Annotated in this window: 24 protein-coding genes; 4 read left to right on the top strand and 20 right to left on the bottom strand. The window is 42.7% G+C overall.

The window, feature by feature from the left end; translation table 11 throughout:
* Positions 1-10 precede the first annotated feature (10 nt).
* The 13 genes from ACJAZP_RS07240 to ACJAZP_RS07180 all read right to left on the bottom strand — a co-directional run bounded on the left by ACJAZP_RS07240 (position 11) and on the right by ACJAZP_RS07180 (position 11762).
* Positions 11-592: a DUF3261 domain-containing protein gene (locus ACJAZP_RS07240; RefSeq protein ID WP_415230074.1), complete on the bottom strand. Its 582-nt coding sequence runs from the start codon at positions 590-592 to the stop codon at positions 11-13.
* 12 nt (positions 593-604) lie between these two features.
* Positions 605-2905 carry an MMPL family transporter gene (locus tag ACJAZP_RS07235; RefSeq protein ID WP_415230073.1) on the bottom strand — a complete coding sequence of 767 codons (2301 nt, stop codon included), beginning with the start codon at positions 2903-2905 and terminating at the stop codon, positions 605-607.
* The gene (locus tag ACJAZP_RS07230; RefSeq protein WP_415230072.1) at positions 2889-3509 is read right to left on the bottom strand and encodes a LolA family protein; all 621 of its coding nucleotides are present in this window, start codon (positions 3507-3509) and stop codon (positions 2889-2891) included. Before ACJAZP_RS07230 ends, ACJAZP_RS07235 begins: the two co-directional genes overlap by 17 nt.
* Positions 3496-3930, bottom strand: a complete 435-nt coding sequence (locus ACJAZP_RS07225; protein ID WP_415230071.1) for an acyl-CoA thioesterase — start codon at positions 3928-3930, stop codon at positions 3496-3498. Before ACJAZP_RS07225 ends, ACJAZP_RS07230 begins: the two co-directional genes overlap by 14 nt.
* 87 nt (positions 3931-4017) lie before the next feature.
* On the bottom strand, positions 4018-5562 hold the full coding sequence (locus ACJAZP_RS07220) for an HAL/PAL/TAL family ammonia-lyase (protein WP_415230070.1): 1545 nt from the start codon (positions 5560-5562) through the stop codon (positions 4018-4020).
* Positions 5552-7252 (bottom strand): glycosyltransferase family 2 protein, encoded by a 1701-nt coding sequence (locus ACJAZP_RS07215; protein ID WP_415230069.1) that lies wholly within the window; start codon positions 7250-7252, stop codon positions 5552-5554. Before ACJAZP_RS07215 ends, ACJAZP_RS07220 begins: the two co-directional genes overlap by 11 nt.
* Positions 7252-9024: an AMP-binding protein gene (locus ACJAZP_RS07210; protein ID WP_415230068.1), complete on the bottom strand. Its 1773-nt coding sequence runs from the start codon at positions 9022-9024 to the stop codon at positions 7252-7254. Before ACJAZP_RS07210 ends, ACJAZP_RS07215 begins: the two co-directional genes overlap by 1 nt.
* Positions 9021-9173, bottom strand: coding sequence for a hypothetical protein (locus ACJAZP_RS07205; RefSeq protein WP_415230067.1), 153 nt, complete (start codon positions 9171-9173; stop codon positions 9021-9023). The genes ACJAZP_RS07210 and ACJAZP_RS07205 overlap by 4 nt, the downstream gene beginning before the upstream one ends.
* Positions 9170-9730 carry a hypothetical protein gene (locus tag ACJAZP_RS07200; RefSeq protein ID WP_415230066.1) on the bottom strand — a complete coding sequence of 187 codons (561 nt, stop codon included), beginning with the start codon at positions 9728-9730 and terminating at the stop codon, positions 9170-9172. Before ACJAZP_RS07200 ends, ACJAZP_RS07205 begins: the two co-directional genes overlap by 4 nt.
* The gene (locus tag ACJAZP_RS07195; protein ID WP_415230065.1) at positions 9730-9987 is read right to left on the bottom strand and encodes an acyl carrier protein; all 258 of its coding nucleotides are present in this window, start codon (positions 9985-9987) and stop codon (positions 9730-9732) included. Before ACJAZP_RS07195 ends, ACJAZP_RS07200 begins: the two co-directional genes overlap by 1 nt.
* A gap of 4 nt (positions 9988-9991) precedes the next feature.
* Complete coding sequence (locus ACJAZP_RS07190) at positions 9992-10249, bottom strand: phosphopantetheine-binding protein (RefSeq protein WP_415230064.1); 258 nt, start codon at positions 10247-10249, stop codon at positions 9992-9994.
* A 6-nt stretch (positions 10250-10255) separates the two neighbouring features.
* A complete protein-coding gene (locus tag ACJAZP_RS07185) occupies positions 10256-11038 on the bottom strand; it encodes a lysophospholipid acyltransferase family protein (protein ID WP_415230063.1) in 783 nt (260 codons plus the stop codon).
* Position 11039: 1 nt separating this feature from the next.
* Positions 11040-11762 carry a beta-ketoacyl synthase chain length factor gene (locus ACJAZP_RS07180; protein WP_415230062.1) on the bottom strand — a complete coding sequence of 241 codons (723 nt, stop codon included), beginning with the start codon at positions 11760-11762 and terminating at the stop codon, positions 11040-11042.
* 206 nt (positions 11763-11968) lie between these two features.
* On the opposite strand from ACJAZP_RS07180, the gene ACJAZP_RS07175 reads away from it, so the two are divergent.
* The gene (locus ACJAZP_RS07175) at positions 11969-13192 is read left to right on the top strand and encodes an NAD(P)/FAD-dependent oxidoreductase (RefSeq protein ID WP_415230061.1); all 1224 of its coding nucleotides are present in this window, start codon (positions 11969-11971) and stop codon (positions 13190-13192) included.
* A 108-nt stretch (positions 13193-13300) separates the two neighbouring features.
* Positions 13301-14368, top strand: coding sequence for a methyltransferase (locus ACJAZP_RS07170; RefSeq protein WP_415230060.1), 1068 nt, complete (start codon positions 13301-13303; stop codon positions 14366-14368).
* Between the two features lie 263 nt (positions 14369-14631).
* Here the strand turns inward: ACJAZP_RS07170 and ptsG are convergent, their stop codons facing one another.
* From ptsG to ACJAZP_RS07135, 7 genes are all read right to left on the bottom strand, one after another.
* Positions 14632-16041, bottom strand: a complete 1410-nt coding sequence (ptsG, locus tag ACJAZP_RS07165; protein ID WP_415230059.1) for a PTS glucose transporter subunit IIBC — start codon at positions 16039-16041, stop codon at positions 14632-14634.
* 331 nt (positions 16042-16372) lie between these two features.
* A complete protein-coding gene (gene dbpA / locus ACJAZP_RS07160) occupies positions 16373-17761 on the bottom strand; it encodes an ATP-dependent RNA helicase DbpA (RefSeq protein ID WP_415230058.1) in 1389 nt (462 codons plus the stop codon).
* 207 nt (positions 17762-17968) lie between these two features.
* Positions 17969-18769, bottom strand: a complete 801-nt coding sequence (locus ACJAZP_RS07155; protein ID WP_415230057.1) for a 4'-phosphopantetheinyl transferase family protein — start codon at positions 18767-18769, stop codon at positions 17969-17971.
* Between the two features lie 80 nt (positions 18770-18849).
* Positions 18850-19152, bottom strand: coding sequence for a DUF496 family protein (locus ACJAZP_RS07150; protein WP_415230056.1), 303 nt, complete (start codon positions 19150-19152; stop codon positions 18850-18852).
* A 158-nt stretch (positions 19153-19310) separates the two neighbouring features.
* Entirely contained in the window at positions 19311-19970 is a 660-nt protein-coding gene (locus tag ACJAZP_RS07145) for a DsbA family oxidoreductase (protein WP_415230055.1), read from the bottom strand.
* A 121-nt stretch (positions 19971-20091) separates the two neighbouring features.
* Positions 20092-20622 carry an RNA methyltransferase gene (locus ACJAZP_RS07140; RefSeq protein WP_415230054.1) on the bottom strand — a complete coding sequence of 177 codons (531 nt, stop codon included), beginning with the start codon at positions 20620-20622 and terminating at the stop codon, positions 20092-20094.
* 242 nt (positions 20623-20864) lie between these two features.
* Positions 20865-21224, bottom strand: coding sequence for a DUF2750 domain-containing protein (locus ACJAZP_RS07135; protein WP_415230053.1), 360 nt, complete (start codon positions 21222-21224; stop codon positions 20865-20867).
* Positions 21225-21750: 526 nt separating this feature from the next.
* Here ACJAZP_RS07135 and coxB point away from each other — a divergent pair.
* Together coxB and ctaD are read left to right on the top strand one after the other, a co-directional pair.
* Positions 21751-23748, top strand: a complete 1998-nt coding sequence (coxB, locus tag ACJAZP_RS07130; RefSeq protein ID WP_415230052.1) for a cytochrome c oxidase subunit II — start codon at positions 21751-21753, stop codon at positions 23746-23748.
* Positions 23748-25343, top strand: a complete 1596-nt coding sequence (gene ctaD, locus ACJAZP_RS07125; RefSeq protein ID WP_415230051.1) for a cytochrome c oxidase subunit I — start codon at positions 23748-23750, stop codon at positions 25341-25343. Before coxB ends, ctaD begins: the two co-directional genes overlap by 1 nt.
* The last annotated feature ends 1 nt before the right edge of the window (position 25344 follow it).

Below are 25344 nucleotides of genomic sequence, written 5' to 3'. Positions count from 1 at the left end.
TCTTTATTTCTCAATCTATTTTCTGCGTTTCAATGGTAATAATATAATTTAATTGCCGGTGTTTGAACTCTATCAGTCCATCGGTTGCAGGGCGACTTTGATATCTTATCTCTGCGACAATATTACCTTTTTGATCAATTAATTGCCGCAATAAACCCTGCTCGGTCAGTTTCCAGCCAATGTTATCCAGGGGTTTTTGCCATGCACTCACCGGCCACAGTGATAACATTAAATTCAATAATACCTGCTGCGGTTTGGGCAGTTTATTCTCCAATCCGGCCATCACCGAGGTCTGTATTCGCTCACCTGTGTAGGTCAATTTAAGTAGTGGGGCACCCCAGGCTGAAAAACCAACCAATACAACCCGATCTGAATCAACCTGCAACTGCATCTGCAATTTTTGCTGTTTTGTTTGCCCCCATTGCGCGCTGATCAACTGACTGACATTCAGGGAATGGCCCAACATCGCCGGTGTCGGCAGGGTCACAAAGAGGCCTTCACCGACTTCAACCTGCACCGGCAGCTGCTTTTTCTGCATTGAACAAGCAAAGAGCAAAGTGCACAGTAGCAGGATAAAGCAATTTTTTTTCATTATGGTGACCCTTTATTTGCGATTATTCATGGCCAGCGGCGCTAAAATCCAGGCGATAATAATACCGCTTAACAGGGTAACTCCAAAACCATGAATGGCCTGTGTTTCACTTAAGGATAATAAACCAAAGGACAAGACAGTGGTAATGGCTGAAAGGGTAATGGCAAGCAGGGTATATTTGGCCGCTCGAGTGTTTTTTTGTTCGGCAAAAAACAGGGTGTAATCAATGCCTATGCCTAAAATCAGGATCAGTGCCAGTAAGTTAAAGATAGTTATCGGGATCCCGGCAACACCGGTCACCGCAAGCGCTACGCAGGCGGCAATAACCGGCGGACTGATAACCACAATCCCCAGTTTGAGACCATAGCGCCAGATTAACAGCAGACTGATCAGGGCGTAAGCTGCTATCAGCAGTTTACTTATCTGCACGCGATATTTTTTAAAAACATGTGAGACTTGATCGGCTTTATCCAGATAAGTTAAATCATCGTGCAAATCGATGAATGCCTTAACCCTGTTTGGATCCTTGACCTGATTAAGTAAAATAACCGCAGAGTGAACATCTTTTATTTCTTTTAACCACAAAAAGCCTAAAGACTGAGAGACACTGGAGGATAAAAAATCCTGCACCGTTAATAACTTAAACTGCTTATCAAAACGAATCGGCGTTGAAAAATGCAACTTTTCGGTAAGCAGGGCAGCTTGTTTTTGATACAAAGATGTCACTAATTTAAAATTTTCTTTCTGGGTTTTTTCCGAAGGCACATATTGGGCGATGCTTTGATAGCCAGATAATAGCTGGTCTTTTTCCCAGCGCTTTAACTGCTCTCCCGTCTCTTCCAGACGGCTTAATAAAGCCTGCTCGCTATCAGCTCTGACCAACAGCAGCTGCTGACTTTGGCCGACACCGGAAATTGTTTTTATCTGCGCTTCCTGTGCTTTAAGGCTTTCAGGCATGGCCTGTAGCTGACGAATATCATCATCAAAATGCAGCGTTGAAAAACCGATAAATGAAAATATCAGCAAAATAAGCGGTAGGTACAAACGCAGTTTAGGGTTTTGCCACAGGCTTAACCAGCGGCTTAAAAAAACCAACTTGGGGATCGCCGCTGTACTGGCTGTTTTTGTTAAAAACGGATACCAGCAAACAACACTTAGATAAGCTGCCAGTAAACCGACCACCGAAAACAGGGACAGTTGCTGCAAACCGGGGAAGGGGGCAATCAACAGGCCTAAATAGCCGATTAAACTGGTTATTAACCCCAGAGTGATAGCGTTAAAAATATGTTTTAGGGCAACATTCGGCTGCCAGTTATCTTTAGTGACTAAACGTTCGGTGAGATAATGAAAAGCATAATCTATGGAAACGCCAATTAAACTTGCTCCAAAGACCAAGCTGAAAAGATGGACCTTGCCAAAGACCGCCACTGTGACCACAAAAGCCACTAATAATCCGCAACCGATCGACAGTAGCGCCAGCGCCAGCGGTAATACACTGCGGTAAACGAGTAAAATCAATAAAATAATGCCGGCTATTGAGCCGATACCGATAGTGCTGATTTCATCTTTGGCACTTTGTGCGCCGTAAGCTGCATAAAAGAGCGTACCGGTATGCGCAATTTGCACATCAAAGCGGGTTTTTATGTCGGTTTCAAGTGCTGTTAGGTTGTTAAGATTACCCTGCAGCTGCATGTTATAGGGACTTTTTAGCAGAGTAGCATGCAAAATAATGTACTGTTTGCCCTGATATTCGGTGCTTAAATAACCCTGATCTAATGTGAAATTAGAAGAGGATCCCTGCGTACTTATAAACTCTCGAAATAATAAAAAAGGATCGTTTTTAAGCTCACTGCCGGAAACCCCGGCAAAGGGCGAGTAAAGCTGCTGAAGCACCTTAGTTACTTGAGACTGCGGAGCATTTTTTAAACGCATTCTTTGTGCATCGTTAAGTAATTGTGCCCGGTAGGGGAAATATAATTTCCCCCATGCCTGTTGATCCTGCTCGCTTAATTGCGCTGAAAATTGTGAAAAAAGTCCCGTTTGTAATAACTTATCCGAAAAGGCTTTGACGCCATCGAGCAGTTTTACTCTATTCTCACCGGAAAACAAAAATACTACTTTATTGCTGATATTAGCGGCTATTTGCTCGAAGGCTTGCTGCGCAACGGGATCTTGCTGGTTTTCCGGTAAAAGAGCCAGAACGTCGGTTTGCAGCGGAAAATTCGGCTGCAACAGTGTTTGCCGAACCAAAGTGGCGGCGCAGCCTAAAATAACCAACAACCAGAGCGTGGCGAGTTTAGAATTGGAAGGCACGCAGTTCCTCATCACTCAGTTGTAAGGGCGTGGTTTGCTGCTCATTAAATTCAATCAAAGAAAGATCGCCGTTTAATTCAGTTAACTGTAGTTGTTCAATAAAGTCTTTCCCCTCGATGGAGATGCCGGAAAATATTTTATTCAGGGGAGCTGATTTTGGAGTCAGCAGCAGCTGCCAGGTCTGCTCATTTGCACTGACTTTAATGGTAAATTGCTCACTTAATGCTGCAACATCGCCCTTAAAGAGTGCCAGAAACAGATGGCTGAAGTAAAAAACCATGGGATTATCTTTAGCCAGAATCACCTCTGCGGGTTGCCCTGCAAATTGCTGGCTAAGTTTGTCTTTGACCAATACCAGGGACACCGGAAAAGGCTCAACCTGTGCCCATAATAAACCCTGCTGCTGGTCTAATAAAAAATGCCCGGCAGAAAGTAGCGGTTGATTAAACATTTGCAGGGTTTTTGTCTGTACAAACTGACCGCGAAGCAGTTTATGGGTGGTTAGTTTTTGCTGAATATCCTCCAGTGTGACGGCCTGTGCTGAAGCCGTAAACATAAAAACAAATAAGCAGCATAAAAGGGATAATTTTTTATTGATCAACAAAGTAGGGCTCCAATTTTGTAATAAAAACCGCCGGAGAGGCAAAACACATCTCCTGATCGTCAATACCAACGGCCACTTGGCGCGTATTTGCTTTAGTCATGCGTCCGCCGGTTTGGGCATCATAAATAACATAATCAACACGCAGACGGTGTTCCCATTCGGTTAATTCGGCAGTTATTCTTATATTGTGGTTAAAAGGAATCGCTTTGATATATTTGACCTGGCAATCAATGACCGGCCACATATAACCCGAGTCAGCCATTTCCCGGTAGTTGTAATTGATTTTTTCCATTAATACTCGGCGGGCTTCCTCAAAAAAACGGAAGTAATTGCCGTGATAAATGACGCCCATCGGGTCGGCATCTTGAAAAGAGGTTAATAACTCAATCTCAGCGGTTAAGTTCAGCTTTTTGACATTCATTGATTCCACCTGTCGCGCTTGTATTAGGAATAAAGGGTATTAAGAATAAAGGGTATTAAGGATAGAGGGTACTAAGGATATAAGGCATTAAGGATATAAATCCCAGTGACGATTTTGAATCAGGGTCATAAAGTGGCGCAGGTCAGCCTCTAAAGGCCGGTCTTCTATGACCGCTGCAAATTCACTTAACACCGACTCGGTCATTGCTTTTAACCCCGGACTTAAATGTGATTCATCCAACTCGTTCTGGCGTTTTCTTAATACCAACGCCTGAGTGGCTGCCAATAATGAAGCCGCTGTCACCTGCTCGGTTAACACTAATACGCGCATACAATCGCGTGCGGCAATCGTGCCCATACTGACTTTATCCTGGTTATGACATTCCGTTGAACGAGAAAAAACACTGGCCGGCATAGTCTGCTTAAGAGCTTCGGCAGTCCATGCCGATACGCCAATTTGCACCGCTTTAAAACCGTGGTTGATAGGTTTTCGCAGTCCTTCAGCGCCGGTTAAATTAAAGGGCAGGCCGTTATTAAACTTGTAATCCATCAGCTGGGCCATCTGCCTGTCTAATAAATCAGCGATATTGGCGACCGCCACTTTTAAGGTATCCATTGCCATGGCAATATGACCGCCGTAAAAATGCCCGCCGTGCAGCACCCGTTCGTTGTCAGCATCGATAATGGGATTATCGTTAGCGCTGTTTAATTCATTTTCAATCATCTGCCTTAACCACGGCAGAGTATCCTGTAATACTCCAATCACATGTGGCGCACAGCGCAGGGAGTAACGATCCTGCAGACGGTCGCTGTTTCTGGGAGGACAGCTAGACTGCAGATCACGGCGCAACCAGGCGGCTATCTGCTGCTGCCCCTGGTGTGGTTTGACGGCAAATAAAGCTTCATCAAAATGAAAATCGTTACCCTGCATGGCAAGCGAGACCATGGCCGTTATTTTAGTGGCAACCTGCGCCAAGTATTCCGCCCGTTTAAAGGCTAAGCAGGCCAGCGCTGTCATCACCGCTGTGCCATTCATTAACGCCAGGCCTTCTTTGGGTTTGAGCTTAATAGGTTTGATATTTAACTGGGCAAACACTTCGGCGGTCGGGCGGATTTGATCTTTATAAATCACTTCTCGCTCACCAATTAATACCGCAGCCAGGTATGAAAGCGGCGTTAAATCACCGCTCGCGCCCACCGAACCTTCTTCGGGAATACGCGGCGAAATATCATGATTGATCAGGGTGATAATCTGATTTAAGAGATTATGCGTCACGCCAGAGTAACCCTGTGATAAGGAACATAAACGGGTCGCCAATACGGCTTTTGACTGCTGCTCAGATAAGTTGTCGCCTAAACCGCAACCATGGAAGCGGGTTAAATGCAGCGGCAGTTCGTCGACTAAATCAGCCGGAATAGACACAGTGCAGGAGTCACCATAACCCGTTGTTACCCCATAAATCACGCCGTCTTCTTTTAATAAACGTTCTAAAAAAGCCACTCCACGGTCAATTTTTGCGCTGAATTCAGGGCTGCTGTTCATTTTCGCAGCGGCACCCTCGGCGATATCAACAACATCTTCGATACGTAACCGCTCGGCACCAAAGGTGATTTTTGTGTCTTTATTTGTCATCGTTTTTTCCACTTAAGTGCCAGAAATCAAAAAAATTATACCACTGTAACGGGGCTTTCATTGTGTAATACTCCAGGCGTTTTGCATAATCGGCAATGACCGACTGCAGTGCCGCCTCACGGTTTCCTCGAGGCAATATTATTCGTTCGCTGAAAAGCTCAAAAAACACTTGGTAATGAACCTTTTTTTGGCTCTCATCGCGCAGGCCGAAGAGCAAATAGACCGGTGCTTTTAAAATTGAAGCGAGCAGAAAGGGGCCCTGCGGAAAAGGCGCCGGTTGACCTAAAAAATCAGTCCAAACGACTCTATTTTCTTTACTGGTTGAAGTGCGATCGCCAACAATGACAATCCACTCTCCGTTATTTATTTTTTCATCTAATAAAATGGCGGTCTCCGGCCCGACATGATTGACCTGAATCACATTCAGTTCTGATTTTGGATTGATTGCTCGAAGAATCGCATTAAATTTTTGTGCGTGTTCGGTAAAAACCAGAGCATTAATTTTCAAATCATGATGACGTGCGCTCAGCGCTCTGCAGAGCTCCAGATTACCAAGGTGTGAGCCTAGTATAAATAAGCCGCGTTTAGATTCTATTAAAGAGGTGAGCAGTTGTTCGTCATTGACGGTCAGGTTATCCATGGAAAAATCACCTTTCCATGCGACCATTTTATCCAATATTGTTTCTGCAAAAGAGCTCAGATGAAGATAGGGGGTTAATTTTGTCGGCAGTGGCACGCTCAATTTTTTTGCGTGTTTTTGCAGGTTATTCAAATATAATAAAGAGGTTTCACGGGTGGATTTTGAGGTCAGGGTATAATAGAACATCAGCACTTTTAATAACTGTTTAAACACTCCCCGACCGAATAGTGAATAGATGCCCAGCAGTATTTTCATGCCGTAATAGGTGCCGCGCTCGGACTCTTTTGACCAGTGTTTTGACTCTTTGCTTAAGCGTTTAGAACGGCTTAATAATTGTGGAATGCGCGGCAGCATTCCAAAAAATAAGCGCGTGTGCAGAAGCGTTATTCTCAGATTATCGCGGAAAGCATGAAAATGTGAAAGTCCATTTTCAGGGTAATTAACCCGTGTTTTAACGAACCTGACCTCACAATCTGCCCAGTAAAGTCTGACCATTATGTCGATATCAAAATCCATGCGCAGGCCCACTTTTGTGCGGCTCAGAAGCGCAGTGGTCTCGGCAATCGGATAGGCGCGGAATCCGCACATACTGTCTTTAAGGAAGAAGGATAAGGTTTCAATCCACACCCAAACATGGGTCAGGTAACGACCGTAAAAACGCGCTTTCGGGACCGACTGATCATAAACCGGGTAGCCGGAAATCAGTGCGGTCGAATGCTGCTTCGATTCACTGAGTAATAGCGCAAGCGCAGATAAATCGTGTTGTCCATCGGCATCAATCTGAATCGCATGAGTGAAATCAAGCTGCTTAGCGGCATTAATACCGGCGATCACCGCCGCGCCTTTGCCCTGATTTTGCGGCAGGGTGACAAGGTGGACGTCAGAATGCCTGGTGAGTGAATGAATGATCTTTTTAGTGGCCAAATCACTGCCGTCATCGATGATAATAATGGGGTATTCGTAGCGCTTTGTCAGAGCCGTTATAACATCGGGCAAAGCACCACCATGGTTGTAACAGGGGATTAAAAAACACGGCTTAAATGACGGCATTAAGTTTTCTCTAATTTGACGCGACCGGATGAATGGGTATTGCCCGCTGAGGCGTAAGAAAATTGCAATGTTTGTTTATCGGCAAACCAGGTCAGGGTTAACTGCACAATATCATTGGGTAAAATAGGCTGCTGGAATTTAATCACTTCCATTCCCGCAAAGCGTGTTCCGCTGTTAAGCATTTTTTTTGCGTAATAGATGGCCCAGTCAAGCTGAGTGACACCGGGTAATATCGAGTAATCGGGGAAATGCCCGTCAAAATAAATAAGGTCCGCATCTATTCGCAGGGTTAATAGCGCAGTGTTTTCGCTGACAACCTGTTCAATAATGGTGGCTTTAGAGCGCGGTGCTTGCTGTTTTTTGGCAAACAGATCAAGCAGTGATGTTTTTAATAGTTTACCCTGACTGTTCATGGGAATCTGCTCGACAATACGGTACTTTCTTGGAATACAAACGGGTTCAAGCCACGCGCGAAGTGCCTGACGAAGCTTGATCCAGAACTTGCCTTTGCCTATCTCAGCAATGGTTTGCGCACCGAGTTTATTCAGTTTTAATACCGCGCCCAGGCTGATGCGCTGGGTTAAGTTGGCATTCTCAATCTGCACAACATAACTCTCTTCAATCCACTCAAGTTGATTCAAGCGTTGCTCAACTTCATTTAATGAAACCCGTTTTTCCTCAATTTTGACCAGACGATCAACCCGGCCTTTTAAAATGAACTGCTGCTCGGCTAATAACTCACACTGATCGTTTGTCCGATACCAGGCCTGCGCATCTATCCAGGGGGAGCGCAGCATTAAGCAGTTGTCCTGCGCCACTTTGGCTTCTATTCCCGGGAACAAATGCCAGACTGTATCGGCTGTTAGCTGCTGACGAAAACCAATGCCGCCGGTTTCTGTACTGCCAAAGACTTCAAAAACGGGCTGTTTAAATAATACATTGCAGGCTTTTGCCGCGCTCAAGGGCAGCGGTCCGCCCGATGAAAATACCGCGCGGTAGGGGTTCGGCTCACTTCCCGCGGGTAAACGTTTTAATAAAGCGGGGCTGCTGATTAAGGTGCTATCGGCATTGGCACTGGAAAATAGTTGCTCGGGGTAAACAAGATCCTGTCGCTGGAATGCTCTGCCTGCACATAAAGGCCATAAAAGGCGAAATAATAAACCATAGATATGCTGATGGGATACGCTGCTAACAATCTTTGAGTCGGTTAATAAATCCCCCCACTTGTTTTCCAGAGTGATGATTTCATCATCGAGCATCAATAATGTTTTATTAATTGCTTTGGGTTGCCCGCTTGATCCAGAGGTAAACAGGCTGATTCTAACCTTTGATAAATTTAAACATGGAAACGGCAGCGCTGTTGACTTGGGTTTATTAGCTAGAGATTTATTAACTAGAGATTTATTTGTTATAGATTGATTAGCTAAAGGCAGCGTAAATTGCGTCTGCTTTAAATCAGCCGAAAGCAGACCATCGTCAATAACAGCGTCAAAATGATTCGTCAGAGAAGCTAACATCGCCGGTTGATGATTTCCGGGTAATATTATTTTTTTGTGCGCATAGGCGGCGGCAAAAAATGCCACGCAAAAATGGTAACTGTCCGCACAGCAGATTGCCCAGTTTTTTTGTTCGCTGGTAAGCAGTTTTTGGCTTAATACCCTAACATCAGCCAATAACTCCGGCCAGGTAACCTGCTGCTGAGCATCAAAGGCAACCAGGTGTTGATCCGAGCGTGGATTAACCAGCAGTTGCGCAAGGGAGCAGAAATTCATGAGTTTTTTCTTTTTACGGTTAATACCCTTGGATCAGCCAATAACTCCGGCCAAGTGACCTGCAGCTGAGCATCAAAGGCAGCTAAAACAAGATAATGCTGATCAGATCGCGGGTTAACCAGCAGTTGCGCAAGAGAGCAGAAATTCATGAGTTTTTTCTTTTTACGTAGGAGCGAACTAGCCATTCGCAGGCGAATAAACTGCCCGCGAGCATATAACTTATTAAACCGTTATATAAGGTCCAGGCAGCGAGTGGCATAAAGCAGGTTATCAATGCTAAAGATCCGTTGATAATAAAAAACAGACACCAAATTTTGTTGACCTTGCGGGTATAAATAACCGCAAAAGCAGGTAAATCCGGCTCCTGCAAACGGGCAAAACGTTCAATCATGCTCTCTTTTTGCCATAAACTGCTGAAAAAAAGTGAGAACATGATCATATTGACAATCACCGGGTAATAGCGGAACCAGCTGCTGTTATTAAAAATCAGCGCCAGTACGGTTAATAAAATACCCGCAGCGCCACTCAGCCAGGCGATGTATTTGAGCTCACGTAAGCGGGTTTGGTTGCCACCGACAATGCGCAGCACAAATAGTATAACCAGCAGTCCGGCAACCGATCCTATACCCCATTGGCTCAGCCCGTAATAAACAGCCAGCGGATAAGCTAATAAAACCAGGGCTGACAATATAGTCAGCAGTTTCATTATTTTTCCTTCAACAGATTTTCTACGGAATTAACCACGTCTTCTACCGTGCGTACCGTTTTAAACTCCTGCGCTTTAATTTTACTACCGGTTAGTTTCTGTAAATGTACTATTAAATCAACGGCATCTAAACTGTCTAAATCAAGCTCCTGATATAGCTGAGTTTCGAGCTTGATATCTTTTGCGTCCAGTTCAAATAATTCAACTAAAGCAGTTTGGATTTGGTTGAAAATTTCATCCCTATTTAATTGAGTCATATTATTACCCTTTATTTTCTGAGATATATTTTGCCAGATTTGCAACCGATGCAAAATGCTCTTTTATGTTTGCATCGTCGGCATTAATCACCACGTTATATTGTTTTTTAATGGCTAAACCAAGTTCCAGCGCATCAATTGAATCTAACCCTAAGCCTTCGCCAAAAAGTGGCGCGTCTGTTTCAATATCATCAACGGAGATATCTTCCAGAAAAAGTGCGTCAATAATTAATTTTTTTAGTTCTGCGTGTAACTGTTCCATGGGGTTCTACTCGTTGTTATTTAAAGATGGGAAAAGGGCTGTAGCAAGATGCTTGTTTAAGCTTCTTACTGCAATGGAAGGCGGTTGTGAATTTTCGATGAAAGGCGCAATTTCTATTTTATCTTTAATTTCTATTAAGAAAAAGGGCTTTGTATCGGCAACCTGATACCATTTTTTTTCTTTGGTTAAAAAGGGGGGCGTGACAGAGATATGTACCACGCGCAAATCAGTGGCTGTTTTAACCGCTATTTGTGCCGCACCGCGTTGCAGGGTCGGTTTTAAACCCGGTGTGGTGCGTGTGCCTTCTGGAAACACCAGCAGCACATTTCCCTGCTGAAGGCGCTGCGAGCAATCATCCAATAGGGTTTGCGGATTTTTATTTGATATATAACCTGCTGATTTTACGACTCCTTTCATAAAGGGATTGTGCCATATAGCTTGTTTGACCAAACAGTCACACTGCTGCAAACGTGATGCAATTAAAACGTAATCAATCAGGCTTGGGTGGTTGGCCACAATTAAGCAGTTTTTATCTTTTTGTAGGATTTCCTGACCGATAAACTGATAATCGATGCAACCCGTCAAGCGCATGGTGGTGCAGAAGAAAGAGAAGGCGCGTTGAATTGTTTTTTGAACCTTTAACTCCCGAGCTAATTTATCCTTTATAGAAAAGGTTAATACCGGAAAAACAATAAAAGTTAACAGCAAACCGCCAGCAGCAAATAAGACAAAACAAAATCCGGTGATGAAAACGCGCCATATTTTATTTATTCGCTGCAAAATAGTCATGTTAATTTTTCGCCCATATCCAATTCGTCCTTTTGCTACTGATGCTGGTGTGTTTTTCATTATTTAAAAGGTATTCTATAAAATCAAAAGCTTGCGGATATTCCGCTGACACTGAATCGCGGTTTTTTGACCAGCTTAGCTGTAATTGATCACCTGTTGTTAATAACATTGCCAGGGCAAAACCCTTGTAACTGTTTGTCTCAAACTGCTGATAAGGCGCGGGTAAAGGCTGATCAAAATTAACCAGCAACACCGTATCCTGCGGGTTTTCCTGTAAATAAGTGCCCGCTTCGATAACCGCATAATGTAATGAGTTTTCTGCGGCTGCCAGTGACGTGGCCGGTGTTGCGCGTTTTGCCGCAATAGTGAATAAACCCGCCGCGGTATTGTGCACCGATTGAGAAAAAAAGATCGGTGATGCATCGCCGCCGTTAATAATATCTTCAATCAATTTAACGGTGCGTGTTAATTCACCGTGACGGCTGGAAAAAACAATGTAATCAATTTTTTGCTGCGCAGAAACTTGCAACGCGCATTGTAAAGCAAGTTTACTTAAACTGCTCATACGCCGGCGCATCATCGGCGGAATCAAAAAGTCAGGAGCAGCAGCGAGTGTCGGCGGCCAATGTTTATTATTTTTGCTCCATTTTAGCCAGTCACCGCGCTCAATCAGGCCGGGAGAAAGGGCGGACCAGTCGGTTATACTAATATTAATTGAATTCATAGGGTATATGGGGCCTTTTTATCTTCATAAAAGATAACATAAAGCGTTACAATTTATCCGTTTCTTGAACTTTAGAATGTTAAGCTTATTAAAAACTATCTGTCATTACCACGTAAAAGAGCAGGGTAACGAGAGAACTATTTTAGCATTGCTGCAGATCCTAATCCATGCCATGATTTTTTTATATTTATAGGGATAACGTTTTGATGAAAAAGCAGATTACGCAGGTGGTTATCATTGGCGCCGGACCCTCCGGTGCCGTCGCGGCGGCACTGCTTGATCAACACAATATCAAGGTTATTGTTATTGAAAAAATGCTTTTTCCGCGTTTTTCAATCGGTGAGAGTTTATTACCTGCCTGTATGGAAGTGATTGAACAGGCAAATATGTTAGATGCCGTTAAAAAGGGCAATTTCCAGCTTAAAAACGGTGCGGCTTTTCACCATGATGGCCGTTACACCGAGTTTGACTTTAATGATAAATTCACCCCGGGTATAGGAGAAACGTATCAGGTGCAGCGTGCAGGTTTTGATAAAATACTTGCCGATCAGGCGCAATTTCAGGGCGTTGATATTTATTATCAGCATCAAGTCATAGATCTAAATTTAGAAAACCAACCCTTACTCACTGTTCTCGATGAAGATCAACAGCCTTATCAGATTAGCGCAGATTTTGTTTTAGACGCCAGTGGTTTTGCACGGGTTCTGCCCAAATTACTGGACTTGGAAGTGCCGTCGACCTTACCTGCCCGCAAAGCTATTTTTACCCATATTGAGGATAATATCAGCAGCACAGCTTTTGATCGGGATAAAATTTTAATTTCGGTGCATCCCGATGACCCTGAAGTATGGTACTGGTTAATCCCCTTCAGCAATGGCAGCTGTTCCTTAGGTGTGGTCGCCAAGGCGGATTTTTTAGAAAATTATCCGCAGGATAATATTCAAGCGCTAAAGCTGCTGGTGAACGAGGAGGCAAACTTAAAAGAGATCCTCGCTAATGCTTTATATCCTCATCCCAGTGGTGAAATTATCGGCTATTCTGCCAATGTAAAACAACTCTGCAGCGATAAATTTGCGTTATTAGGTAATGCCGGAGAATTTTTAGATCCGATTTTTTCATCGGGAGTGACAATCGCGCTAAAATCTGCACAATTTGCCAGTGAAACTCTGGTTAAGCAGTTCAATGGCGAAAAAGTAGATTGGCAAAAAGATTACCAGGAAAGATTAATGGTTGGCGTCAATACCTTTCGCTGCTATGTTGAAGGCTGGTATACGGGCGAGCTGCAGCGCGTTATTTTACACCCTAACCCTGATCCAAAAATAAAACAGATGATCTGCGCGATTCTTGCCGGTTATGCCTGGGATATTAATAATCCCTTTGTCACCCAACCCTACAGACGCTTAAAGGCCGTTGCCGAGTTTTGTAAATAAGACCGGTAATAGATATGGCTGGTAAAGGGTGTTTTTAAAATCTAATTGAGGGTTGTTTTTCGCGCTTTTTCATAGGCAAACAATCACCAAATAAACAACAGGAAAATAATGGCTGATTATACAAAGGATCCATATACTGCGCTGCAGGCAAAAACAGAAGCACAAAAACTTGCTTTCTCACCTATCATTTTTCATACCGCCAGAACCTTACGTGACTTAGGCATTCTAGCCGTTTTAGACAGTGCCAATGACGATGGTTTGAATGCCGGCCAAATCAGTGAAAAAACTGCTATTTCTGAATACGGCGTTAAAGTTTTATTAGACATGGCGCTGAGTGTGCACATTGTAACGAGGAAAAATCCTAATTACGTGATTGCCAAGCTGGGACATTTTTTATTACATGACGGCATGACCCGGGTCAATTTAGATTTTACAGCGGATGTTTGTTATGCGGCGATGATGCACTTAACCGAGGCGATCGAAGAGGGCACGCCGGCTGGACTTAAAGAGTTAGGTGACTGGCCAACTATTTATGAAGGCTTGTCGCAGTTACCGGCAAAAGCCAAACAAAGCTGGTTTAATTTTGATCATTATTATTCAGACCGTTCTTTTCCTATTCTGCTGGAAAAGATTTTTGAGCATAAACCGAAAAGAATTTTTGATATTGGTGGTAATACCGGAATATGGTCTTTGCAGTGTTGTGGATACGATAACGAAGTTGAAATGACCATTATTGATTTGCCTCAGCAAATAGAAATGGCAATGAAAAATGTTAAAAAACAAGGTTTTGCACAACGTATCAAAGGGTATTCAACCGATATGCTGGATAAATCCGCAGCTTTACCGACCGGCGCTGACGTTTGGTGGATGAGTCAATTTTTAGATTGTTTTTCACCGATGGAAATTTTAAGTATTTTACAACGAGTACGTCGAGCGATGTCGGCAGACGCACGGGTTTATATTCTGGAGTTGTTCTGGGATGTTCAACGTTATGATGCCGCAACATTAAGTCTTAACGCTACCTCCTTATATTTCACCTGCTTAGCGAATGGCAATAGCCGTTTTTATCGTAGTGAAGACTTTTTAGAAATTGTTACTGCAGCGGGTTTTATGGTTGAGAGGCGCAGCGATGATATTGGCCTTGGCCATACTCTGCTTGAACTGAGGCTTGCTTAACAGATATTTTATTGTTAAGCGCTCAACAAATTCATTTTGCTAAAGAGCCTTGCGATTGTGTGATTAAAAGGGGGAGTTTGTATTGTTTGAATCGTTTGAATCGTTTGAATCGTTGTGATTTTAATAAGCAGTCATGTAGCAATAAGGTTTTAAAAAAGAAGATTAAAGTATTAAAATATTGGGGAGAGTAAAAAAAAAGCTTAACAAAATTGTTAAGCTTTTTTTAAAGAAGTGGGCAGCTGAATCAACTGCCCGGCAACTTATTATTTAGACATGTAGTTTTCCATGTCTGTTTTCAAGTTATCAGATTTAGTACCGAAGATTGCTTGAACCCCGTTACCTGATACGACCACACCGGCAGCACCTAATCTCTTAAGTTCAGCTTTATCTACTAGTGATATATCTTTAACACTGATACGTAAACGTGTAATACAAGCATCTAAACTATCAATGTTCGCTTTACCACCGAAGGCAGCAACAAGCAGGATAGACATTTCAGTATTATCAAGTGCAACTTCTTCTCCAAGAAGTTCTTCATCTTCACGACCAGGTGTTTTAAGGTCTAGTTTAGCAATTACAACACGGAATACTGTGTAGTAGATAGCTGCGTAGATAAGGCCTATCACTGGGAACCACAAGAATTTTTGTGAGTTAGCAGAAAGTACCAAGTAGTCAATCAGACCATGAGAGAATGAAGTACCATGTACCATACCTAACATGTTAGTTACAACGAATGCAGAACCAGCTAGTAGCGCATGGATTGCGTATAAAATGGGTGCAACGAATAGGAATGCGAATTCGATAGGTTCAGTGATACCTGTTAAGAATGAAGTTAACGCAGCAGAAACCATGATACCCATGACTTTAGCGCGGTTTTCAGGCTTAGCAGAATGTGCAATTGCAATCGCAGCAGCAGGTAGACCGTACATTTTAAACATGTAACCGCCCGCTAGTTGACCAAAACCATTACCTGCAGCACGTGATACATCATCGGCAGATAGGTAACAAGTTAAGATACCGTTAAGTTGCTCACCGGCATTGTTTACACAGCTACCAGCTTCAAAGAAGAAGGGTACATTCCAGATGTGGTGAAGACCAAATGGGATTAATGCACGCTCAACAACACCGTAAATACCAAATGCTAGTGTTGGGTTTTGATCTGCAGCCCAATGTGAGAAAGAAGCAATAGCATTACCAACAGGAGGCCAAACAACAGAAAGAATGGCGCCCATGATGATGGCAACAAAACCTGTCATGATAGGAACAGCACGTTTACCGGCAAAGAAGCCTAGGTATTCGGGCAATCTAATGTTGTAGAAGCGGTTGAACATCGCAGCAGCAATACCACCGGCGATGATACCGCCAAGTACACCTGTATTTGCGCCAGGTGCAAGTACTTCAACGGTTTTCATCATGATCACATAACCAACAACAGCAGCAAGACCCGCTACACCATCATTTTTTGTAAAACCAAGAGCAACACCAATTGCAAAAATAAGTGCCATATTACCAAATACTGCACCGCCAGCTTGTTCCATAAGCTGCGAAATAACATCTGGTAAGATAGCGAATTTTGCAGCACCGACACCCAGTAAAATACCGGCTATAGGCAGTACTGATACGGGAAGCATTAATGACTTCCCTACTTTTTGTAAACTTCCGAAAATGTTCATACACAACTCTCCAATTAATGTTAAATTTCATAAAAAACAACAACAAACCTAAACGGCTTTGATTTATTTAGGCGGAGTATAGCGAACAAGTAGGCGAGGGGAGTGATAACCGGATCACACTTTTTTTTAAGTTACAATTGCTTACACAAGCAGGGTGATTGTTACTCTATGTTACATTCCGTCACGGAGTTTTTACTGAATAAGGTTGACAATTGAATTAGCGACTGAAGACGGTGAGGTTTTTGTGAGGAGCATCGCCAATAGGCACTGGAAATAGTTCAGATGGGTAACCATCTGAACTTTAAAAATGAACATAAAAAGTATTTTAATATTAACCGCGAACAACCATTACTCGGAATGTACGCCCTTTAAGCTTGCCTTCGCTTAATTTTTTAAAGGCAACTTTGATGGTATCACGTTGTACTGCGATATATGACCAGTTATCTGATACGTGGATTTTGCCCACTTGATCACCGCTAATACCGTTTTCTCCGGTTAATGCGCCAACAATATCACCGGGTCTGATTTTTTGACGTTTACCGCCATCAATTCGAATGGTTATCATGTTGGCCTGTTGAGGCTCTTTATCAAGCAGATTCAAAAGTGGCAGTTGTTCGGGTGAAATAGTACGGTCTAAATAGTCTTCCAGTACAGCGACTTTGTGCTGATCTTTATCACTGTATAAAGAGAATGCTAAGCCTTTGTTTCCGGCACGGCCGGTACGACCAATACGATGAACATGCAGTTCCTGATCATGGGCAATATGATAATTAAAAACCGCACTGAGATTGTCAATGTCCAGACCGCGGGCTGCCACATCGGTTGCCACGAGAATAGTGGCACTTTTATTGGCAAAACGAATTAACGCCTGATCGCGATCCTTTTGTTCTAAATCACCATGCAGGGCAAGGGCGTTAAACCCGCGGTTTGCAAGTTCATCGGCAACTTCTTGTACCTCTTTTTTGGTATTGCAGAAAACTACCGCCGATTCCGGTTGGTACTTTTGTATTAATAAGCGCAGCGCTATCATGCGATCCTGATTATTATCTACTTTATAAAAATGCTGGGCGATAGTGCTGTCATCATGTGTAGATTCAGCCTTAACCATGATCGGATCAATCATAATTCGTTTGGCGATAGAATTGATTTTTTCCGGGAAGGTGGCACTAAATAATAGCGTTTGACGCTGTTTAGGCGCTTGATCTATGATTGCATCGATCGATGCTTGAAAGCCCATCTCCAACATACGGTCAGCTTCATCCAAGACTAACATTTCTAAGTTATCCAAGCGCAGTGTGCCTTTGCGCAGATGATCTTCAATTCGTCCTGGCGTACCAACGATAATATGCGCGCCATGCTCAAGGGATCCGATTTGCGGTCCAAAGGGAACACCACCACAGAGGGTTAATACTTTAATATTATGAATGGTGCGGGCAAGTCTGCGTAACTCTTTACCAACCTGATCGGCCAGTTCGCGCGTCGGGCATAAAATTAAACTTTGAATACGAAAACGCTTAACATTAAGCTTTTCTAACAAACCTAAACCAAAGGCGGCTGTTTTGCCGGAGCCGGTTTTGCCCTGTGCAATAACATCTTTACCTGCCAGTACATGCGGTAAACTTTGCGCTTGAATGGGAGTCATTTTGTCATAACCTAAAGACTCCAGGTTATGTAAAAGATCGCGATGCAATGGTAGTATTGAGAAAGGGGATTGGCTCAAGGTTTAGATCCTATAGAATATCTGTTTGGTAAGATTAAAAGGGACGCATTATAACATTTTGTTAACTGCTTCACAAAGTATCTAGGGTAATATTATCTGAATGTGTAAAAGCTACGATTAAACATCAAGGCTAATAATAAAAAACCTAATCAGCCTTCAGCATTAAACACAATCAGGATTTAAGGCACCGATAGCGCTTCGGGATCTTCAATCGCGGTTAAGTAACGCCAGCCCGTCAAAAAGTTGAATATTTAAAACAGCTTTATCAGAAAGTGGCTTAGGCACGTTATCTGTCTTTACGCATAAAGCGATACAGTGTTTTGGATCCGGATAGAGCAAACAGCTGTACCAGTGTCGATTATCTTGTTCGCTGCAGGATGGAGAAAAGCCTAGCTGGATATTATCGTTAAATTGCCGGTTTCCCGTCTTACCTATTGTAAAGTTAAATGATTCTAAACCTTGACTGATGCCCATTCCAGTGGCTTTTACAAATGCTTCTTTGAGTGTCCAATACTCAAAAAAACGGTGCGCCTGCAGTGGCGGGGAAAGTGCCATTAATGCGGAAAATTCTGTTGTCGAAAAGTACCGCTGAGCAATGGCTTTGATGCTTATTTTTCGCGATAGACTTTCAATATCGCAGCCGATGTTTTTATTCACCGATACCGCGCAGATGATCAAATCATTATTGTGGCTTAGATTAAAAGAGAGCGGAACGGTGGGGTGCTTTATTTCGGGTTTACCATGGGTGCCAATAGTAAATAGCCATTTTTGAGCGGGGACGTCTGTATATTGGGATAAAACGGTGCGAACAAAGGCTCTGGTAATGAGGGCGGTGTGTTGGGCTTTTGCCAGACGGTAACGCTGTACTTTTTCAATTTCAGTATTACTGAGTAACGCTTTTAATGTATTAAGGCGTTTGCCATCGCTTACTTTGGCAGGCTCAATTAACCATATATGCACATCATTGTTATGCAGTGTTAATTTTGAAGCAGTATGATGGACAAACACAACTCACCCGATAATCTAGAAAAGACATAATAAAAAGGGATAGCTCAGCTATCCCTTTTATATCCATTTAAACAAAATAATTATTTAGCTATTTCTTTAAGTTTAAATGAATTGATTTTGTGACTAATTTCACGACGTTCTTTTGAAAGCTCCGCACCTTTAATAATGTGGTCATCAACACGGTCTTCATAGTCAGTCCGCATATGTTCAACAATCTTCACTATATCGTCATGTGACATATTTGGCTTGATGTATTCCAATAAATTGGCGAGTAGATCAACGCGTTTACGGTTATCGCGAACTTTTTTCTCGTTATCAATGATTTCGCGCTTTAGTTTATTCTTACGGCGAGCACTTTTTACCAATTCAAGTAAATTATCCATTATTTTACCTTTTCTATAAATATTAAAAAAATTAAAATTATTAAGCGAGTTCAGGTCATTATACTGATTGTGATGAAAAACGGGATAATTATTTTTAATAAAATACTCGAAAGGATTCCAAATAAGCGCTTTTTAATGGGAAGTATTGGCTGCCGTTATTATTGCGTCTGCTCTTTAATAATGGTTTCAATGACATCTTTTAATATTTGCGGCTCCTGCGCACCGGAAAGTAAATACTTTTTATTAAAAATAAAGGCAGGTACCGCCCGCACATCATTTTTCATCCAAAAAGACTGATCGTCTCTGACTGCTTGTGCATAACACTGAGTCTCTAATATCTCTTTGGCGGTGTTACGATCCAGGCCAACTTTTTCTGCAACATCCAGCAGTATTTGTAACACACTTGGGTTCTGCTGTTGGGTGAAATAAAGATCGAATAATGCCAACTTTAAAACCGTCTGTTTATCATATGATTTAGCCCAATGTAATAATTGATGGGCCAGAAAGGAGTTAAATATGCGTGAATTTTCGTTAAAACAAAATTCAAAGCCTAAGGCTTTACCTGTTTCGATAATGTGCTGGCGACTTTTAATACTCTGCTCTTTCGTTGAACCATATTTGTGCCGTAAGTGCTCTCCTAAATGTTCTCCTTCAAAGGGCATGTCGGGATTTAATTCAAAGGGCTGCCAGACTATTTCAAACTCAGCTGCATCTTTCATCGCTCGCATGGCTTGCTCAAGTTTTTTATAACCGATAATGCACCAGGGGCACATGATGTCCGACACTATATCAATGCGAATAACTGGAAGTTCAGGCATATTACTCTCTTTGTTCTAACAGGTTTGATGACTCTATTTTAGCACCAATTAGAGGGTTGGTTGTAGGTAGTCTTGGCGCGATTTTCCTGTGTAAAAATGCGGGTCCGGGATTATAGGGGTTTTATAAAATAGATTTTACTTTCACTTTATTATTGTTGTCTCTGCTTTTTTTAATTAACTCATTATCGGCAACATGTTGTGTTGATTTTGCCAGGCGATCGTAAAGTACAACATTAACAGTCGCAGCAAGGTTCATGCAGCTATTGGTGGGGATATAAACCACAGCGTCAGCCTGATTGACGACGGACTGTTTAATAGTGCTGTCTTCCGGACCAAAAATATATAAGGCTTTTTCAGGATGTATAAAATTAGGCAGGGGAGTTGCCCCTTCAATAAGATCAATACAAACCACTTTAATATCATTATCTGAATAATCAGCAGATAAATTATCAAGTAAATCAGGCTCGCCTGTTAAGGGAATCGTCGCGCTGATATTTTTAGTATCGGTCTTAAGTTTCATGGCGCGATCATAGCGATTGCCCGTATATAAAACGCCATCAACCCCAAAACAGCCGGCGGCACGCATTACAGCACCTACATTAGTCGGGCTTTTGGGGTTAATTAAAGCAATTAAAACTTTATTTTCTGACATCTGTTTTCTCGTACAAATAATAGTGGCTATAGGAAGCATTATCGAATACTACTTGAAAAGTGATTAGGGCTTAACATAAGCACAAGGATTATTCTTTATTCAGGGGATATGTGCAGCCATTTTCATTAAAAACGTCCTATCAACACAGGACGCTTTTGTTATGCTTGACCAATCCGGGCAGCTTGTTGAAATGCGTAGGCAGAGTGATTAAATTGTTATTTTACGCACTTTTTAGTGCAGACCTACAGCGCTTCAATATCAACCAGTGCTTCGGTGAATTGTGATAAATCTATTTCTAAATCATTGTCTTCACCAAGCCAGTTAATACCAACAACGATGTTATCTTCAAGCAAATCTTCAATCCAAAACTCCAGCCAATCAGCTAAAGAAATGGCTGCAGGTACATAATCTTTCCACTCTTCAGTACAATGTGGTAAAGCCAGTTCAGCACTTGACCACAACGGCATAACCTCTGTTTTCTCATAGTTAATAGAGTCAACGACAACCCAATCCTGACTTTCTTTATCCTGCAGTGCCCATAACGTTTGAGTTGGTTTTACTTCAGAAATAAATGCTACTAGTACTTGATTATTGTCAGCCATAGTTTTTCTCATATAAGTTTATTTAAGGGCAACAGTATACTGTTATATGACTTAATTAACAGCATAGCAAAGTGCAAATTGCCGACAATTATCTCTGTTTATTAAGCTTAATAAAATATATCCCTGCGCATTTTTAAAATCTTCCGCTGTTCATTTCTGAGCGCCCGGTGAAGCGGGTTTGAAAAGAGTTAATTAAAAATAAATTGTTAAAAAAATGTAAAGATACAGTGCGTTATCATTTTTTACTTAAAATGAAAATACAATGATCTGCTCCTCAGCTATTGCATCTAAAACTTGCACTAATGGTAAATGTTGTCTATTTCTTGTAGAGCTGTTTATAAATGAAAAATTATAAAAAGGAAAATAACTCTAACTATATTAAGCGCTTATTTAAATGCTAACAGATAAAAGAGCAATTGTTGCACTTAATATAAAAGTGCACAGTCTTGCTTTTATATTCTGAGCATGAACGGGGTCTGAGATTGTCGCCATCTATCATTATGTTCCGCCCAAAAGGAAATGTTGCATGATTGTTATTCGAGTTGCTATTTTATTAACACTGTTTATTGCTCAATTAAGCTCTGCAGACAGCGCCTTTAATATGCGCGAAGGTGTTACTGATATCAGCGAAAATGTTTATCAACTGCATATGACCATTTTTCTTATCTGTTGTGCTATTGCCTTAGTCGTTTTTGGCATCATGTTCTGGTCCATTTTTCATCATCGTAAATCCAAAGGTGTCAAAGCCGCGCAATTCCATGAAAGTACTAAAATCGAGGTGTTATGGACAGCGATTCCCTTTGTTATTTTAATAGCCATGGCAGTCCCTGCCACCAAAACCCTGATTGCGATGGAGGATAACAGTAAAGCCGATATCACCATTAAAGTAACCGGCTCGCAATGGAAATGGCACTATCAATACCTTACTTATAATAATGAAATCCTGGATATCGATTTTTATTCTGTTATTTCTACCCCGCAGGCACAAATAAACAACCGGGCAGAAAAAACACCCAACTATCTTCTTGAAGTTGATAAACCTCTGGTTGTGCCCATCAATAAAAAAATACGTTTTGTAATAACCTCCGACGATGTTATTCACTCCTGGTGGGTCCCTGATTTTGCCATTAAACAAGATGCGGTTCCGGGCTTTATTAATGAAGCCTGGGCACGTATTAATGAGATTGGTATCTATCGTGGTCAATGTGCCGAGTTATGCGGTAAAAATCATGGTTTTATGCCGATCGTTGTTAATGCGATGGCGGTCGATGATTTTGATAACTGGTTGGCCATGGAAAAAATAGCGAAACAAAAACAAGCGCAGGAAGCCTTAGCATCGCAATCGACGAGCTTCTCTAAAGCGCAACTGATGACCCTCGGTGAGCAAGTCTATGTGGGGCATTGTTCTGTTTGCCATCAGCCAACGGGAAGCGGATTGCCGGGGGTTTTCCCCGCATTAAAAGGCAGCCCGATTGCAACCGGTGATGTGAATGCACATATTAATATTGTATTAAAGGGCAAAGCGGGCACCGCTATGCAGTCCTTTGCAAAGCAGTTATCGCTTAAAGAATTAGCCGCTGTGGTCACCTATGAGCGAAATGCTTGGGGAAATGACACCGGGGATCTGGTGCAGCCGATTGAAATTAGTAACGCAATGAATGCTGAAGCAAGCGCTACGTTCACCACCACAAGCGATACATTAACCACAACAACCGACATACAGCCGGACGCTGCCATTGAAGTCATTCCTGCTCAGGAAGCCGTTAATGATGAGATTAAACTTGAAGCTGATAAAAGCACCCCAGCGTTACCCTTAAGCAGTCTGACAAAAGCGCAGTTAATGGACATGGGCGAACAAGTTTATGCACAAGCCTGCAGTGTCTGCCATCAGCCGACCGGGTTAGGCATTACCGGGGCTTTCCCTGCCTTAAAAGACAGCCCGATTGTCAAAGGTGATATTGAATCGCACATCAATCTGGTTTTAAACGGTAAGAGCGGCACTGCAATGCAATCTTTTGCAGCTCAACTCTCACTTGAAGAGCTTGCTGCTGTGGTTACCTATGAGCGTAATGCCTGGGGTAATGAGTCAGGAGATCTGGTGCAGCCAAGCGATGTTGACAAAGTCAGTAAGGGAGAAGCGCTTAATGAACAGACGATAAGCACAGAAGCTGATGCTGTTGAGGAAACACCTGTTTCAGCAGGGTTAACCAAAGAGCAGCTTATGACATCGGGTGAGCAGCATTATTTGACTTTCTGCGCCGCTTGTCATCAACCGACAGGTTTGGGAGTGGCGCCTGTTTTTCCTGCCTTAAAAGGTAGCCCGATAGCAACAGGAGCGGTCGCTGAACACCTTGATATTGTATTAAACGGTAAAGCCGGAAGCGCAATGCAAGCCTTCGCACAGCAACTCAGCGCTGAACAGTTAGCGGCTATTATCACCTATGAGCGTAATGCCTGGGGTAATGAGTCGGGTGACCTTGTCCAACCCAACGATATTGTGCAGGCAATTAAGGGAGAACAGTAATGACAGCTGCAGCCGGTAACACTCAAACTGAAGTCACTGAGCATCATGAACATCAAGCTCCGACGGGGATCAAACGCTGGATCTTTAGTACCAACCATAAAGATATCGGCACCCTTTATTTAGGTTTTTCATTGCTGATGTTCTTGATTGGCGGTGCCATGGCAATGCTGATTAGGGCGGAATTATTTCAGCCCGGACTGCAGCTTATGGAGCCAAATTTTTATAACCAGATGACCACGGTTCATGGTTTGATTATGGTTTTTGGTGCCGTTATGCCGGCTTTTGTCGGTCTGGCCAACTGGATGATTCCATTGATGATCGGTGCGCCCGATATGGCGTTACCGCGCATGAATAACTGGAGTTTTTGGATTCTACCCTTTGCCTTTGCGATGTTATTAGGATCGTTATTTATGGAGGGCGGCGGCCCGAATTTCGGATGGACTTTTTATGCTCCATTATCAACAACCTATAGTAATGATAATACGGCCATGTTTGTTTTTGCTGTGCATATCATGGGGATCAGTTCAATCATGGGGGCGATTAACGTTATTGTCACTATTGTCAATTTGCGCGCCCCCGGTATGACTTGGATGAAGACGCCAATGTTCGTTTGGACATGGCTTATTACTGCTTTTTTATTAATTGCGGTGATGCCTGTTCTGGCCGGTGCCGTGACTATGGTGTTAACCGATAAATACTTTGGCACTGACTTTTTTAATGCAGTGGGCGGTGGGGATCCGGTGATGTTCCAGCATATATTCTGGTTCTTCGGTCATCCTGAAGTTTATATTATGATTCTGCCGGCTTTTGGTATCATTTCTACCATCGTCCCGACCTTCTCCCGTAAAAAGCTCTTTGGTTACCATTCGATGGTCTATGCCACCGGTTCGATCGCAATTTTATCTTTTGTGGTGTGGATGCATCACATGTTTACCACCGGGATGCCGTTAGCAGCCGAGCTGTTTTTTATGTACAGCACTATGCTGATTTCGGTGCCGACGGGCGTAAAAGTTTTTAACTGGGTAGCGACCATGTGGCGGGGGTCTATCTCCTTTGAAGTACCGATGTTATTTGCCATTGCCTTTATTGTTTTGTTTACCATAGGCGGATTTTCCGGGCTGATGTTAGCCATTACTCCGGCCGATTTTCAGTACCATGATACCTACTTTGTAGTGGCACATTTTCATTATGTATTAGTGACTGGCGCGGTATTTTCAATTATGGCCGGCGTTTATTATTGGTTACCAAAATGGTCCGGAAACATGTTTGATATCCGCCTTGCCAAAACACATTTTTGGTTGTCATTAATCAGCGTAAATATCCTTTTTTTCCCGATGCACTTCGTCGGATTAGCGGGCATGCCCCGTCGTATTCCGGACTATGCGCTGCAGTTTGCCGATTTTAACGCCATTATTAGTATCGGTGGTTTTGCCTTTGGATTATCACAATTATTATTTGTCTGGGTTGTTATTAAATGTGTTAGAGGTGGAGAAAAAGTACCGGCAAACGTATGGGAAGCCGCAGAAGGATTAGAATGGGAGGTGCCTTCTCCCGCGCCGCATCATACCTTTGCCACTCCACCCGTTATTAATTAGT

Source organism: Psychromonas sp. (assembly GCF_047632955.1).
Lineage (GTDB): Bacteria > Pseudomonadota > Gammaproteobacteria > Enterobacterales > Psychromonadaceae > Psychromonas.
Note: the sequence above shows the minus strand (reverse complement) of the source record. Positions and strands in the feature narration are given on the sequence as shown.

What these genes read in the sequence shown, in the direction of transcription:
- ACJAZP_RS07240 (WP_415230074.1), bottom strand. Translation starts at nt 592, where the DNA reads ATGAAAAAAAATTGCTTTATCCTGCTACTGTGCACTTTGCTCTTTGCT.
- ACJAZP_RS07225 (WP_415230071.1), bottom strand. Translation starts at nt 3,930, where the DNA reads ATGAATGTCAAAAAGCTGAACTTAACCGCTGAGATTGAGTTATTAACC.
- ACJAZP_RS07220 (WP_415230070.1), bottom strand. Translation starts at nt 5,562, where the DNA reads ATGACAAATAAAGACACAAAAATCACCTTTGGTGCCGAGCGGTTACGT.
- ACJAZP_RS07215 (WP_415230069.1), bottom strand. Translation starts at nt 7,252, where the DNA reads ATGCCGTCATTTAAGCCGTGTTTTTTAATCCCCTGTTACAACCATGGT.
- ACJAZP_RS07210 (WP_415230068.1), bottom strand. Translation starts at nt 9,024, where the DNA reads ATGAATTTCTGCTCCCTTGCGCAACTGCTGGTTAATCCACGCTCGGAT.
- ACJAZP_RS07205 (WP_415230067.1), bottom strand. Translation starts at nt 9,173, where the DNA reads ATGAATTTCTGCTCTCTTGCGCAACTGCTGGTTAACCCGCGATCTGAT.
- ACJAZP_RS07200 (WP_415230066.1), bottom strand. Translation starts at nt 9,730, where the DNA reads ATGAAACTGCTGACTATATTGTCAGCCCTGGTTTTATTAGCTTATCCG.
- ACJAZP_RS07195 (WP_415230065.1), bottom strand. Translation starts at nt 9,987, where the DNA reads ATGACTCAATTAAATAGGGATGAAATTTTCAACCAAATCCAAACTGCT.
- ACJAZP_RS07190 (WP_415230064.1), bottom strand. Translation starts at nt 10,249, where the DNA reads ATGGAACAGTTACACGCAGAACTAAAAAAATTAATTATTGACGCACTT.
- ACJAZP_RS07185 (WP_415230063.1), bottom strand. Translation starts at nt 11,038, where the DNA reads ATGACTATTTTGCAGCGAATAAATAAAATATGGCGCGTTTTCATCACC.
- ACJAZP_RS07180 (WP_415230062.1), bottom strand. Translation starts at nt 11,762, where the DNA reads ATGAATTCAATTAATATTAGTATAACCGACTGGTCCGCCCTTTCTCCC.
- ACJAZP_RS07175 (WP_415230061.1), top strand. Translation starts at nt 11,969, where the DNA reads ATGAAAAAGCAGATTACGCAGGTGGTTATCATTGGCGCCGGACCCTCC.
- ACJAZP_RS07170 (WP_415230060.1), top strand. Translation starts at nt 13,301, where the DNA reads ATGGCTGATTATACAAAGGATCCATATACTGCGCTGCAGGCAAAAACA.
- ptsG (WP_415230059.1), bottom strand. Translation starts at nt 16,041, where the DNA reads ATGAACATTTTCGGAAGTTTACAAAAAGTAGGGAAGTCATTAATGCTT.
- ACJAZP_RS07150 (WP_415230056.1), bottom strand. Translation starts at nt 19,152, where the DNA reads ATGGATAATTTACTTGAATTGGTAAAAAGTGCTCGCCGTAAGAATAAA.
- ACJAZP_RS07145 (WP_415230055.1), bottom strand. Translation starts at nt 19,970, where the DNA reads ATGCCTGAACTTCCAGTTATTCGCATTGATATAGTGTCGGACATCATG.
- ACJAZP_RS07140 (WP_415230054.1), bottom strand. Translation starts at nt 20,622, where the DNA reads ATGTCAGAAAATAAAGTTTTAATTGCTTTAATTAACCCCAAAAGCCCG.
- ACJAZP_RS07135 (WP_415230053.1), bottom strand. Translation starts at nt 21,224, where the DNA reads ATGGCTGACAATAATCAAGTACTAGTAGCATTTATTTCTGAAGTAAAA.
- coxB (WP_415230052.1), top strand. Translation starts at nt 21,751, where the DNA reads ATGATTGTTATTCGAGTTGCTATTTTATTAACACTGTTTATTGCTCAA.
- ctaD (WP_415230051.1), top strand. Translation starts at nt 23,748, where the DNA reads ATGACAGCTGCAGCCGGTAACACTCAAACTGAAGTCACTGAGCATCAT.